The organism is uncultured Roseibium sp., assembly GCF_947499295.1.
In the GTDB taxonomy this organism is placed as follows: Bacteria; Pseudomonadota; Alphaproteobacteria; order Rhizobiales; family Stappiaceae; genus Roseibium.
On sequence record NZ_CANMNP010000017.1, the window covers coordinates 43,163 to 56,801 of the forward strand.

Here is a 13,639-nt window from a genome sequence, read left to right on the forward strand (position 1 = left end):
TTCTCTGCATCTTTGGGAGCGTAGAGGTATCGGGAGTTCTGGCGATTGAACGCGCCCATTTGGCGACCATTCCGTGCGAGCGGCAGTTCGTTCAATTCGATTTACCAGCCGGAAACGAACCTGAACGGATCACGAGGGAGCTCACCATGAACAATGGTCGAAATGGCACCGGCGCCAACGGCCTCACTGCTTCATCCTGCAATGTGGCTCCTGTTCCGCAGGCGGAAATTGCAGCCATATGCGACAGGTTCGGCAACGACAAGCATCGAATGCTCGACATTCTGTACGACGTTCAGGACCGCTATCGCAGTATTGCCCCCGCAACCATGGATGCGATTGCATCGCAAACCGATCTCACGCGCATTGAAGTTGAAGGGGTTGCGAGTTTCTATTCCTTCTTTTCGTTGACTCCGAAAGGACGGGTGACGATCCGGTTGTGCGACGACATTGTCGACCGCTTCTGTGGTCTGAAAGATGTTGTGGCCGCATTTGAAGAGGTTCTTGGCATCAAGGTCGGCGACACATCCGCCGACGGCGCGTTTTCACTCGAAACGACACCTTGCATAGGCATGTGCGATCAAGCGCCGGCGGCCATGGTGAACAATGTCATGCTGACCAGCCTGACACCGGAGACAGCCCGCGCCGCCGCAGAGGCGCTGATGGCAGGTCAATCGCCAGAAAGCCTTGTCAGCGACCGTTTTAACGAACTGTCACCGCACGAGCGGGCAGTGCGGATGGTTGAAAACAACGTTCGGCATGCCGGGGCGGTATTGCTTGGGCCCGTGCCGGAAGAGGCAGGCCTCAACAATGCTGTTGGCATGAGGCCGAGCCAGATTATCAATGCGGTTGAAGAAAGCGGACTACGCGGTTGCGGCGGTGCCGGTTTCACCACAGGCAGGAAATGGCGTTTTGCAGCAAGCGAAAAGCTCGACAGGCACTTTGTGATTTGTAACGCCGACGAAGGAGAGCCGGGAACCTTCAAGGACCGGGTACTTTTGACGGAACGCCCACATCTTCTCATTGAAGGCATGACCATAGCGGCGCGGGCAGTTGGCGCGCGCGAGGGAATATTATACCTGCGAGGAGAATACGTTTATCTGCGCGAATTGTTGGAAACGGTCCTTGAGGAACGTCGACGCCGGGGTCTGCTTGGCAAAGAAATTCTCGGCGTCAAAGGCTTTGAGTTCGATATCCGTTTGCAGCTTGGTGCAGGGGCTTATATCTGCGGTGAAGAAGGCGCCTTGATCAGTTCCTGCGAAGGGCTGCCGGGCGAACCAAAGACACGTCCACCATTCCCTGTAAGCCGCGGGTATCTGGGTTACCCGACGGTGGTCAACAATGTTGAAACTTTCTGCCATGCAGCGCGTATCCTGGGCCAGGGCGCCAAGTGGTTTCACGCAATGGGAACTGAAGGATCGCACGGAACCAAGCTTTTTTCAGTGTGCGGTGACTGTCTGAACCCTGGAATATACGAACTGCCTTACGGACACACCGTCTGGGAATTGCTTGAAATGGTTGGTGGCGCTGATGCAGCTGCCGTTCAGGTGGGTGGGCCAAGCGGGACCATGATTGGTCGCGACAGTTTCCATCGCAAACTGACCTTCGACGATCTGGCAACTGGCGGTGCAATCATCATTTTCAACGGACAAAGGAACATTCTGGAAATCGTTGAATACTACATGTCCTTTTTCGTTCACGAGAGTTGCGGTTATTGCACGCCTTGCCGGGTCGGTAACGTCTTCCTTCAGAAGGCGATCCAGAAGTTTCAGAAGGGGCTCGCCAATCCGGAAGACATTGACTACCTGAAGGATCTGTCGGGAACGATCATAGAGACCAGTCGCTGCGGTCTTGGCATGACGTCGCCCAATCCGATCCTGTCCACACTGAAGAATTTTCCGCTTGTCTATGCGGCGGTTTCCAAGCCGAGCAAGGATGGCATTCGCGACACGTTCGACATTCAGTCGGCGATCGATGGCGCACGCAAGATTGCCAAGCGCCGCTCCTACATCTTCGACAAGGATTTCACCCAATGAGCGGCACGGAGAAGGAAACCGGCTTCACCTTCACAATCGATGGGGTGGAGATCAAGGCCCATGCGGGGCAAACCGTCATGGAAGCTGCCGACGCCGCAGGTGTCTATATCCCGCGTTTGTGTGATCATGAGGGGTTGCGACACCAAGGCAGTTGCCGCGTCTGCACCGTAAAGGCCGGAGGCCGGAGTGTTGCAGCGTGCACGCAGCCGGCTGCACCTGGTCAGGCGGTCGAAAACGAAACCCCGCATCTCACAAAAATGCGCCGCGATCTGGTGGAGATGCTTTTCCACGAAGGCAATCATCTGTGCCCGATCTGCGAGGCCAGCGGCAATTGCGAATTGCAGGCAATGGCGTACCGGCTGGATATGACCGAGGCCACCAAGTTTCCATATCTGGAGCCATGCCGTGCGCTCGACGCGTCGCATCCCGACATCGCGCTGGACACCAATCGCTGCATCTCTTGCGGCCGTTGTATTCGCGCCTCGCAGGATGTCGATGGCAAAGGGGTCTTTGGCTATGTCGGGCGCGGCATTCACCGCCGGGTAGCCGTGAATGGCGAGAACCTTGCAGATACGGATGCACAAGTTTCCGATCATGCGATGTCGAGCGAAGTCTGTCCTGTGGGGTGCATCATCCGAAAACGCGTCGGTTTTGCCGTCCCGATCGGCGAGCGTGAGTTCGACAAGGGATTGATCGGCCATGAGATCGAGGAGAAGCGCAAATGAGCGAACTTCCCAAGGCCCGCATAGCGACAGCGTCCTTGGCCGGGTGCTTTGGATGCCATATGGCGATCCTCGATATTGACGAGCGTCTGATCGAGTTGATGAAACTGGTCGACGTCGATCGGTCTCCGCTGACGGACAAGAAACGGTTCACCGAGCGCTGTGACATCGGCATTATTGAAGGGGGATGCTGCAACGAGGAAAACGTGCATGTACTGCACGATTTCAGGCGGAATTGCGACATCCTGATCGCGCTTGGGCAATGTGCCATCATGGGCGGACTTCCAGCGATGCGAAACGCGATCATGCATTCCGATGCGCCTTTGCGTGAGTGCCTTGACGAGGCCTACATCACCGGGAAATACATCCGCAATACAACCCATAATGTGCCGAACGATCCCGCTTTGCCGTTGTTGCTCGATGAGGTCTATCCCTGCTCCCAAGTGGTGGAGATCGACTATCAGATCCCGGGCTGTGCACCGACAGGCGACGTCATATTCGACACGCTCTTCAAACTGCTGACCGGAAAGTTCCGCGGCTTTGAACGCGAAATGATCAGGTTCGACTGACGGCTTGCCGTGACCCCATTTCTGAAAGTGCCACCTGCCTTCCGGCGCACAGATGCAACCCACCAGAGTTGGCTGGAAATTCGAGATGACTGAACCCAGAATGATTGAAATCTCGCCTGTCACCCGCGTTGAAGGACACGGGAAGGTTACCATCCACCTCAACGCGGAAAATGAGGTTGACGAAGCTCGGCTGCACATTGTCGAGTTTCGTGGATTTGAGCGGTTCATCCGTGGCCGCCTGATGTGGGAAGTGCCGGTGATCGTCCAGCGATTGTGCGGTATTTGTCCGGTCAGCCACCATTTGGCCGCAGCAAAGGCTATGGACATGATCGCCGGGGTCGACCAGTTGACCCCAACGGGCGAAAAGATGCGCCGGCTCATGCACTATGGACAGGTCATGCAGAGCCATGTGCTGCATTTCTTTCATCTTGCAGCTCCCGATCTATTGTTCGGTTTCGGGGCTCCCGCGGAAAAGCGCAACATTTTTGAGGTTCTCAAAGAACAGCCAGAACTGGGAAAACGGGCCGTCCTGATGCGGAAATACGGCCAGGAGATCATTGAAGCGACGGCTGGAAAGAAGGTACACGGCACGGGTGCCATTCCTGGCGGTATCAATCGCAATCTGCCGCTCGAAAGACGGGACCATTTCTTGTCGAATGTCGACGAGATGATTGAATGGTGCCTGGACGCGGTGAAGCTTGCGCGCGACTACACTCTTGAAAACGAAGACTTGGTATCCGAGTTCGGGTCTTTCCCATCAAATTACATGTCGATTGTGCGAGAAAGCGACGGAGCCCTGGATCTTTATCACGGCAGTCTGCGCGCCCTGAGCTCGACCGGAGATAAGATATTCGATCAGGTGCCTTACACCAAATATCACGAGCTGATCGTTGAGGATGTCCGCTCCTGGTCCTACATGAAGTTCCCGTTTATCAAGGAGCTGGGCCCGGATGTCGGCTGGTACCGGGTCGGCCCGCTTGCCCGTATGAACACGGCAAGTTTTATCGACACGCCATTGGCGGATGCTGCCCACAAAGAACTGAGGGCCGTCACGAGCGGAACGCCGAACAACTCCACGCTTGCCAATCACTGGGCCCGAATGATCGAGGTTCTCCACTGCGTCGAAAAGATCCGCGAACTTCTGCACGATCCGGATCTGCAAGGCACGGATCTGATCGCCAAGGGGGACAGGCGCGAAGAAGGTATTGGTGTTATCGAAGCCCCGCGCGGCAATCTCATTCACCACTACAAGGTCGATGAGAACGACCAGGTGACTTACTGCAACCTGATCGTTTCCACCACGCACAACAATGAAGGCATGAACAGGGCGGTAAAAGACGTTGCCATCAAACACCTATCAGGCAAGGAGCAGATCACGGAAGGTCTCTTGAACCATGTCGAGGTCGCCGTGCGTGCTTATGATCCATGCCTGTCATGTGCGACGCATGCACTAGGTCAAATGCCGCTTCAGGTGGAGTTGTTCAATGCGGAAGGCGGTCTGGTTGACCGCAGGTCTCAATGCATATGAACGATGAAGAAATACTCCCGGTCATTTTTCCGGATCAGCAATCAGAGGCAAGTTCCGTGTGGCCGGCAAGAGTTTGTTCGACCGCGCGGAGCGGGGTAGTGCGATGATCTTGATAGGCTATGGCAATCCGGGGCGCGGCGATGATGGTCTCGGACCGGCTTTCTCTCAAAGGTTGGCAGACCGGGCACATTCCGAGTTGGAAATCGATACCGATTATCAATTGGTAGCCGAACATGCATTGACGATTTCAAGCCATGATGTGGTGGTGTTCGCCGATGCGCAGATGGGCGGTGAAACGGCATTTTCCTTTCAGGAAATTGCAGCAGGTGCACCTGAAATTCTGGGCAGCCACAGCCTGAGGCCTGAAACAGTGCTTGCGCTTTGCGAGACGCTTTATGGCGCAAGACCGCGCGCCTATGTGCTCGGGATATCCGGTCAGGAATTCGGCGAGGTCAAAGAGGGGCTTTCTGAAAGGGCTAAGAAAAATCTTGAAGATGCCGAAGCGTTCTTTCTGGACTGGTTGTCAAAAAACACGGGTTCTGATGTTCAGTTGCAGCAAAGGGCTGACAGTTGATCCTGGCCTGAGCGCCGGACAATTGGACTTGGAGCCTTCTATCCACCTTTGACCTTGAGCTTGCCGCTTTCTTTCTGGTCGATGCTTTCGTTGGTCCAGGTGATGCGCAAGTCGAGGCGCGACTGGTCGCCTTCGACAGTCGCGGTTACGCGCAGGTTCATGAGGCCGGCTGGCTCCAGTGTGATGTCGCCGGTGTCGTCCCCGAACTCCAATTCTCCCTTGGCGATCCCGCGCTTGATGGCATCGAGCAGCTTCTGGATCGATTTCTTGTCTTGAAGGGACTGGTGCCGGAAACGGCCCTTACGTTCCATCATAGCAACAGTCCGTGTTGTTGAAGAATTTGGTCCGGATTGAACAGTTTGGCATGAGGATAGTCGCGGCTGATACCCAGAATATTGCCATTTGGATGAATGATCGTCGCACCGGTGCCAATGCCTTCAAGGCCTTCAGCGCTTCTGGAGTGCCGGTCAAGCGTAACGTCTGCTTCCAGGTGCAGCAGTCCGTTTTTGGACGTCAGTTCCTGTCCACTGTGCCGATTGACGTGGCCTTGAACCAGCATCTTGATGCCTGCCAGATGCAGCTCTTCTACGCCTCGGGCTGTCAGCGGATGATCGACTTCGCGGTATTTGGTGCGCACCAGATTGGCGATCGTTCCAGAATAAAAAACGAAAGGATCTTTTCGGCTTTCCTTCTTGAAACGTCGGTTCACGTGCGCAATGCCCTTTACTGAAATCAGTGCGGCCATGCTGTCATCGACACCGGCGTGAACAAAAAGCAAAGACCCGCTCTGGTGGACAGCTTTCATGCTTTGAAAAAACCAGGCGTATTGCCCTTCGGAATTCATGAAGAGCTCCCTGCACGCCAACGCCGCCGAATAGAGCTGACGCATGGTGAACCCGTACTGTTCCGCATGTTGGGAAAATCTGGTTGTCTTTTTCTTGAGCCGGCGCATTTCCTTTTTGACAGCGGCTTCATTCAGAAAGTTGGCAGCTGCTATCGGAAACTGTTTTGCCCACTTCTTGCCGGGTACCATCAGATCAAGACAGGTCTTTTCGTCCGGCAGACCGTCCAATACGGTGTCCGGGTCAACATATCTGTCGAAGACTTCCCGAAGCAGAGGCATGACCTTTTTGCCCATGCGCACAAACATATGTGCGTTGAGGGAGCCGCGTTTTACAGTCAGCGATTCAAGGCCGAGATAAAGACGCAGGTCATGGTTTCCCGCCAAAAGAACCACGTCAGCACCTGATTTCATCAGTGCTGAAAGGCTGTCGAGCAGATCGAGATTGCTCGGGCCCTTGTCGATACAATCCCCACCAATGATGATCTGGCAGCTGCGGCCGAAAGACGTCAACTCAAAGTCCGTCAGGCCACTGCCAATGCGTATAATTGCACCCACAGCAACAAGCGAGCGGAGAAGGCCTTCGGCGTCTGCGTGCAAATCCGAAATGAAGATCACGGGTTTGTCTGGCCAATCCCAGGAGCCCAGAGCGTTGGCTTTGGCGACACTGGATACCAGGTCAGGGGTTCGTGCGTGAACGTGTTGCTCATTTCCTGCGCTGAAAAGTGGCCAGGGAATGCAGCTGTTTGGAACTCCCAGATCGCTGAGATCTTTCGCAGCAATAGGAGGTAGCATCTGTGCAACGGCTTTGTTGGTCATCATACTTTGCCTGAGGTCCAATCAGTCCATTGTGAGTTCCAGAACCTGGCGTTCTTTCCAGGTACCGGTGTGATGGCTCCAGCCGGCATTTGGGCTGTATCTCAAGACCACAGCCTTGGCATGATGCATGCTAACTTTCCGGATTTTCGGAAAGGAAAGGATGCCCAGATGATGAGCCGCGTGGCGTAATGCTGCTCCGTGACCGACACAAATCTGGGCTGTTTTCCCACTCACGTGGGGCATTGTCTCGACGCGTTTTTGCAGGAACTCTGCCACCCGCGCCCCAGCTTCCATCAGGCTCTCGGCTCCCTGAACCGGCAGTTTGTAGTGGCTGTCCGATTTCCAGTTTTCCGGCGGTGCTTCATGGCGGGGATCTTCCATCAGCACGTGCTCGATTTCAGGAATGGTGAGATTGGCAAGGGCTCCGACCGATCTCTCAGCGAGCGCTTCTGTTTCCGTTATTTCAAAGGTCCGGCCTGTCGTCTCCGAGATGGTCTTGCCGAGCAGAGTTGCTGTCTGCCAGGACCGCAGCTGGCGCGAGCAAAAGATTTGCGGTGAAAGCTGCCAGCTCTCGGCTCTTGCGAGTTTTGCAAGTTCAAGACCGGCTGCCTTGGCCTGCGCTTTTCCGGTTTCGGTCAGGTCGAATGGTTGCAGCGCGCTTGGCGTTCCAGGTTTTTGCCGATATGCGCCATGGCGCAAGAGGATGATGAACTTGTCGTTCATGATGGGGTTCCCAACAATTCCATTCCAGCATCAAACAATGCGTCGAAGTCGATGAGGCCAGAGACTTCCCAAACACGAATGTCTGAAAGCGTTGCCAGGTAAGCGCTCGTTTCCAGAGCCGATCTGTCGGTCCAGAAAGCGCCATTCGATTTTTGATAAAAAGGTCCCGGGTTTTTGGTGATGGCAGACAAAAGATCCGGCCGTGATTTCAAGTCCACTTTGGATATATCGGTCTGCGCAACGCTGTCGTGGGACCAGTTCAGGACCCAGAAATCCGTCAGATGCGTTTCGTGCGAAATGCGGCCCGGCCCGTATATGTCATCAATGAAGAGGTCGTATTTTTCTTCCAGGTGCCAGAGCTCGTCAGGTTCCAGGTTGCGAAGCTCTTCCTCCCGTTCCTCGTCGATGAGGCCGGTGAGCCTGGCGTTGGTGACGATGGTCCCGGGATTGATGCGCGGTAATTTGGGAATGCCGAGTGCATCCGTCTTACTTCCGTTTCTGCGAACCAGCAATCGGTCGTTGGTGACGTAGTGCGTATCTGCGATTTCCATCAGGCGGAGGATGCTGGTTGATTTGCCGCCACCGGACAGACCGGAAATGGCCAGGCCCTTGTTGCTGGTTTTGACGGCCGCTGCATGGCACGCCAGCCAGCCTTCGCGCTGAAACCGGTTCAGGATCTGAGTGTTGATGAAATTGATAACTTGATTGGCATTTTGCTCAGTTGGTCCAAAAGCAACAACCCAGGCCGGCGACTGCAAAAACTGAACACCTGTTCGAACCTTGAGGATCAATCGGCCATCAGGCAGGTCACAGATGGCATCCTTGCGCCCGCGCTTGCTCGCCTCGCGCACCCAATCAACATATTCAAGCTGAAAAGGCAGTTGTGCATCGCCAAGAACATGAACAATGGTGTCGGGCTCGCAAGGAGCTGAAATGACGTGCTGAAAATACCTCAGCAGTTCGGCCAGCAAGGTGCTGGAGACACACCGCACTTCGATCACAAACCCACCCACGCTCAAGCAGACCGGATCAGCGTCCTTGGTTGCCCGGTCAGGCGCAAGTGCGTCGACCACTTCCTGAAGGCAGGGCTCTCTCATGAACGCACCTTTTTGATCGCATGGGCCGCATAAAGGCTGGCTGCATCGATTGTTGCGCCTTCGAGTGCTCCCTTGAAACCACCGAATGCGGAAACCTCGAAGACGATGGGTCCATCGTCTGTCAGCCCGACGTCGACCGTTGTGAAATCCAGATCAAACGGTGCCTGTGCGCGGTGCGCGAGATCTATCAACGACGGTTCAGGTATAAAGGCTTCGTAGCGGCCGCCGTCATGAATGGTCGTGTTCCAGCTGCCTGCTCGGGCAACGCGTGCATAGGTCCCAAGATATTCACCTCCCAAAAACACCATGCCGAGATCCTGACCGGAGAGGTTGACCTTCTGCTGCAAGTACATGACCGGATTTTCTGCCTTGAAGGCAGCAATGTCTCTTCGAAGACGGTCACGGTCTGATTTTGCTTCGATCAGCGTCATTCCGCGCGCTTTCGTTGAAAACAATGGCTTGAATACCGCAGTGCCAAATCGTTGAACTGCGAGAATTGCTTCGTCGATGCTTTCAGTGATGTATGTCGCCGGCATCGGTATGCCTGCGTTGGCAAGCGTAATTGTGCAACTGAGCCGGTTGACGAGACCCTGGATGGACCTGGTCTTGGAAAACACCCGCACACCTGCAGCTTCGGCGATACGCAGAAGTTCCATGCGATCCAGCGTCGCGGGGCTGTATTTCTGGCTGATCTTTTTGATAACCAGCCCGTCAAAATTGCAAAGGTTATGGTTTCCGGCGACAAGCGTGCGGGTTTCCAGGTCAAGCACGACATCAGCCATGTCGATGACGCAGCGAAATCCGGTTCTGGCTTCAAGCGCATCTGCCAATATTTCGGTAGACCATTTGCCGGGTATACCGACCACGCCGATTTTCAACTCAGTCAACGAAGATCTCCTTCAAAGGGAGACGGAACCTGGCCTCCTCGCCGACGGGGCAGGCGAGGGCTTTCTCAATCAGGTAACGGGAACGCAGCCACATGCGTCTGGCATGAACCTTGTCGAAGATGAAGCGGGTAGACGTGGCAAAGGAACGTGCCAGGCCGAGCGCGAGGCGGTACTCGAACGTGTCGTCATTCTGTTTTCGTGCAAATGCCCGCGCCGACTTAAAGAAAGTCTGTGAGGCATTCATGATGCGGTTGCGAGTCTCACGGTCAAGAACGTGCAGCCGGTAATTCGATACCATGAACACGGAGATATCCTGGACATAATCCATGTAGCGCGACCTGTGCAGATCGATGAAATGGATTCTGCTTTCGCCTGGGTCGAAGATGATGTTGTCGACATTGAAGTCGCCATGGATATAGACGGAAAACGGGGCAGCCACGTTTGCCTCGCGCGTTGCCGCCTGTTCGACCAGAGTGTCGAGCGAAGGTATGGCTTGCCCGCAAAACCGCACCTGAGTTTCCTGGAACTCCGGGTGAACACGGCGAACCTCTGCGAGCCGTTCGGACAATTGTTGCATGCTGCCCAGCTCGGCGGGTTCTTTGGTCCTGGTCTGCTTCCAGATATCACGCAGCGTTTTTGAAAGGCGCGCGAGCGCCTTGTCGCAAAGATCGCTGTTTTCGTTAAGCAGAATGTGTTCAAGTGTGAGACCTGGCAGATGTTCGATCAGAAGAGCAGCTGACTGGTTGCGCTTCTTGTAGGACAGGATTTTCGGGGCGAGGCCCGGATATATGGAATGCCAGCTTTCAACGCCCTGGCGTTCCTCCTTCACCTTGTTTTTGTCACCATCCTTGAAGACGGCGGTGACGGTTTCGGTTTTCGTATTTCTAATTGCGGAGATTGAGCTTCCCGAACGGGTTTCTGCCATGGTTTCTATGGCCAGTTCGCCATTCGGTTCCTCAAGCTCGGACATCAGGCTCTGCAGCGAGAAGTAACGTTCAAAATTGACGGCCTGTCCGATGTTCGACGAAATCAGTGCTTCACTGATGGACTTGAGGGAGTCGCCCATGCGCTGAAACTCGCTTGCAACGAGCAGACTGTTGGCGATATCGGACGGCTGCGTTTTCGGGTTGCGCATTTCCCGGGTGTAGACTTTGAAAACCTTGCGGTAGTCGGCCTCGATCTTGTCCTGCATCTGGCCGATTTCGATGGCCAGATTGCTGTCACTGCTGTGTATGGCATTTTCGATCCTGCTGACGCCGCTGCGGACATGTCCGACGATCACCGGATAACGTTCCGGGACCAGTGTTTTAAAGGTATCGATCCGTTCCACGTGTCTCAGCGACTGGCGCGCGAGGTTGGACAGGCGTTGCAGGTCGACAGCCACAAACTCCAGGCTGCGCAAAGTCAGGTGTCTTTGATTGTCTTTTTTCGCACCCGCCATCTGGCGTACACAGGCATCCAGGATGCGTGTCTTCAGATTATGCGCGTAGCCCGCCCGGTCCATTATCCTGCGCGCGAGGGCGGCTGTCGGATCCTGGAAAAAAGCTTCCAGCAGGATCAGCTGCCCATCGATTTCAGCGCATAGAAAATGGAGATTTTCCCGGATGGTCTTCGGCAGGCTAGTCATTGTTCTTCATTATGCGATCCGAGATAGATTTCTACGTCCCGCCTACAGCCATGTGAAAACAGTTTTGTGACATAGGACGGACGAAGTTGTTGAGCATTTTCGGGCGTTATCCAGCATGTTGCAATCTGATGAGGGTCCGGGGAACAACCAAGAACGGGTTCGTAGCCTTCCGGGACGCTGCAATTGAAGACGAAATCAAGCTGATGCTGGTAGTCGTTGGTGCCGCTCTTGGGACGAAAAACTTCGGCAACATGCAAGAGTTGTTTCACCGTGACAGCGGCTCCGATTTCTTCCCGGCATTCGCGGCGAAGCGCGTCTTCAAGCGTTTCACCAGCCTCCTGTTTTCCGCCGGGAAGTGTGAAATAGCGGCCTTTGACGGGATGTTGTTTCTCCTGCACGAGCAGCTTTTCACCACGGCAAATAAATGCGCGGGGAGTGGACCGGATCGTTGGCCGAAACTGAGGCTCCGCTGATGCGGGTCGTATGGGAATGGCGGCCTTTCCTCGCATTTGCTGACGTGGCCGGAATCCAGGACCCCTGGTCCAACAGTGCGTCGTTGGCGCGGTGTTCAATCGCTCAGACAAAGTTTAGCTGAGTCGTGGGTTGCCGGCCAATCAGCGCCGGACAGAATAGGCTGCGCCAATGCGTGAACCACCCCAGCAAAGTGTTTCGCAAGGGTGGTCGGACAACTTCGTGCTGGGCACATCAGTTTTCGCGTGGTGTTTACCGTGGCCACAAGGTCACCTGAGCGCGAATGATGCCGATCAGGCGGCCTGCCGGTCCGCCGCCAGCCAGTTGGGCAGCCATTGGCCATGGGCACTGATCAAATCATCGACAAGGCCGCAGATCTGATCGAGATCCAGTTCGGCAGCCGTGTGCGGGTCGAGCATTGCCGCATGATAGACATGTTCAGGAGCTTCGTCGACGAGTGCCCGCACAGTCAGTTCCTGGACGGAGACATTGGTTCTCATCAAGGCTGTCAGCTGCGGCGGGATACCATCGACACGCGTTGGCTGAACACCGTTGCTGTCGATCAGGCAGGGAACCTCTACGGCACATCCCTTTGGCAGGGCGTCAATCAAACCGTGGTTGGGCACATTTCCATAGATCGTAGTAGGCGTGTTGGTCACGACCGCGTTGATGATCTCCGACGCATATTCAGGCGAAGCCTTCACCTCGATTGGGTCAGGTCCCAGAAACGCTTTTGCCTGCTCTTTCCAATCCGCCACCTGCTCAATGCAGCGTTTCGGATATTCATCCAGTGGAATAGAGAAGCGATCAATCAGATCCTTGCGGCCTTCCTTGATGAACCAGGGAACATATTCGGCGAAGTGTTCAGAGCTTTCGGTCACGAAATATCCGAGCTTCTGCATGACTTCATAGCGAACATAGTTGGGGCAGCGCGGATTCCACAGATTGTCCGTTTTCGGTATGGCTCCACTGGCGTGAAGCTTTTTCAGCGTCGGATAGAGGTCCCGCGTTGAACCGTCATCCAGCACTTCATGAAGGTGCAGGTAAAAGGCCATGTGATTGATGCCGCCAACCTTGTAGCGCAATCGGCTGAGGTCGACATCCAGGTCTTCGGCCAACTCGGCAGCTGTCAGGGGCACCGAGTGGCACAGGCCCACCTGACGAATGTCCGGATATTTTCCGCTGATCGCCCAGGTGTTGATCGCCATTGGATTGACGTATTGCAGCATCAGCGCATCCGGGCACACAGCCCGCATATCTTCGCAAATGCTCCAAAGATGCGGAACGGTGCGCAAGCCGCGCATGATGCCGCCGATGCCGAGCGTGTCGCCAATCGTCTGGCGAAGGCCATAGGATTTTGGAATCTCGAAGTCGGTGACAGTGCAGGGCTCGTAGCCACCGATCTGGAAGGCTACGACGACAAAATCAGAGCCTTCCAGGGCTTCCCGCTGGTCCTTGTGGCATGAAACCGTTGCCCTGGCACCTAGCGAGGAGACCATTTTGGATATGACAATCTCCGATTCGCTGAGGCGTTCAGGGTCGATATCCATGAGCGCAAAATGAGCACCGGCAAGCGCAGGCCGCAGCAAACAGTCGCCAATGATGTTCTTGGCAAAAACGGTGGACCCGGCACCGATAAAGGTAATCTTGACTGGTTTGGACATGAGCAAAGACCTCTTGGTTGTGAAACCAGATTGCACGACCGCTCAGGACATTCTATCCTGTAATCAAAGTAAAATGTCCGGAAT

The 13,639-nt window shown here is 55.0% G+C and carries 13 protein-coding genes; 5 read left to right on the forward strand and 8 right to left on the reverse strand.

Translation table 11 applies throughout. The features are described 5' to 3' along the window. Positions 1–146 precede the first annotated feature (146 nt). The 5 genes from Q0835_RS22755 to Q0835_RS22775 all read left to right on the forward strand — a co-directional run bounded on the left by Q0835_RS22755 (position 147) and on the right by Q0835_RS22775 (position 5,426). Positions 147–2,033, forward strand: coding sequence for an NAD(P)H-dependent oxidoreductase subunit E (locus Q0835_RS22755; RefSeq protein ID WP_298964555.1), 1,887 nt, complete (start codon positions 147–149; stop codon positions 2,031–2,033). Next, entirely contained in the window at positions 2,030–2,758 is a 729-nt protein-coding gene (locus Q0835_RS22760) for a 2Fe-2S iron-sulfur cluster-binding protein (RefSeq protein ID WP_298964557.1), read from the forward strand. The genes Q0835_RS22755 and Q0835_RS22760 overlap by 4 nt, the downstream gene beginning before the upstream one ends. After that, entirely contained in the window at positions 2,755–3,324 is a 570-nt protein-coding gene (locus Q0835_RS22765) for an NADP oxidoreductase (protein WP_298964559.1), read from the forward strand. Before Q0835_RS22760 ends, Q0835_RS22765 begins: the two co-directional genes overlap by 4 nt. 85 nt (positions 3,325–3,409) lie before the next feature. Further along, positions 3,410–4,852, forward strand: coding sequence for a Ni/Fe hydrogenase subunit alpha (locus Q0835_RS22770; RefSeq protein ID WP_298964561.1), 1,443 nt, complete (start codon positions 3,410–3,412; stop codon positions 4,850–4,852). 58 nt (positions 4,853–4,910) lie between these two features. Continuing rightward, positions 4,911–5,426, forward strand: coding sequence for a hydrogenase maturation protease (locus Q0835_RS22775; protein ID WP_298964563.1), 516 nt, complete (start codon positions 4,911–4,913; stop codon positions 5,424–5,426). A gap of 38 nt (positions 5,427–5,464) precedes the next feature. Here the strand turns inward: Q0835_RS22775 and Q0835_RS22780 are convergent, their stop codons facing one another. From Q0835_RS22780 to Q0835_RS22815, 8 genes are all read right to left on the reverse strand, one after another. After that, on the reverse strand, positions 5,465–5,740 hold the full coding sequence (locus Q0835_RS22780; RefSeq protein WP_298822294.1) for an amphi-Trp domain-containing protein: 276 nt from the start codon (positions 5,738–5,740) through the stop codon (positions 5,465–5,467). Next, positions 5,737–7,086, reverse strand: coding sequence for a metallophosphoesterase family protein (locus tag Q0835_RS22785; protein WP_298964566.1), 1,350 nt, complete (start codon positions 7,084–7,086; stop codon positions 5,737–5,739). The genes Q0835_RS22780 and Q0835_RS22785 overlap by 4 nt, the downstream gene beginning before the upstream one ends. 21 nt (positions 7,087–7,107) lie before the next feature. Further along, positions 7,108–7,809, reverse strand: coding sequence for a histidine phosphatase family protein (locus Q0835_RS22790; protein WP_298964568.1), 702 nt, complete (start codon positions 7,807–7,809; stop codon positions 7,108–7,110). Beyond that, complete coding sequence (locus Q0835_RS22795) at positions 7,806–8,906, reverse strand: HprK-related kinase B (RefSeq protein WP_298964570.1); 1,101 nt, start codon at positions 8,904–8,906, stop codon at positions 7,806–7,808. The genes Q0835_RS22790 and Q0835_RS22795 overlap by 4 nt, the downstream gene beginning before the upstream one ends. Next, positions 8,903–9,793, reverse strand: coding sequence for a GAK system ATP-grasp enzyme (locus Q0835_RS22800; RefSeq protein ID WP_298964573.1), 891 nt, complete (start codon positions 9,791–9,793; stop codon positions 8,903–8,905). The genes Q0835_RS22795 and Q0835_RS22800 overlap by 4 nt, the downstream gene beginning before the upstream one ends. Beyond that, complete coding sequence (locus Q0835_RS22805; RefSeq protein WP_298964575.1) at positions 9,786–11,420, reverse strand: phosphotransferase; 1,635 nt, start codon at positions 11,418–11,420, stop codon at positions 9,786–9,788. The genes Q0835_RS22800 and Q0835_RS22805 overlap by 8 nt, the downstream gene beginning before the upstream one ends. Continuing rightward, a complete protein-coding gene (locus tag Q0835_RS22810; RefSeq protein ID WP_298964578.1) occupies positions 11,417–11,929 on the reverse strand; it encodes an NUDIX domain-containing protein in 513 nt (170 codons plus the stop codon). The genes Q0835_RS22805 and Q0835_RS22810 overlap by 4 nt, the downstream gene beginning before the upstream one ends. 255 nt (positions 11,930–12,184) lie before the next feature. Next, positions 12,185–13,555 carry an alpha-glucosidase/alpha-galactosidase gene (locus Q0835_RS22815; protein WP_298964581.1) on the reverse strand — a complete coding sequence of 457 codons (1,371 nt, stop codon included), beginning with the start codon at positions 13,553–13,555 and terminating at the stop codon, positions 12,185–12,187. Positions 13,556–13,639: the final 84 nt, after the last annotated feature.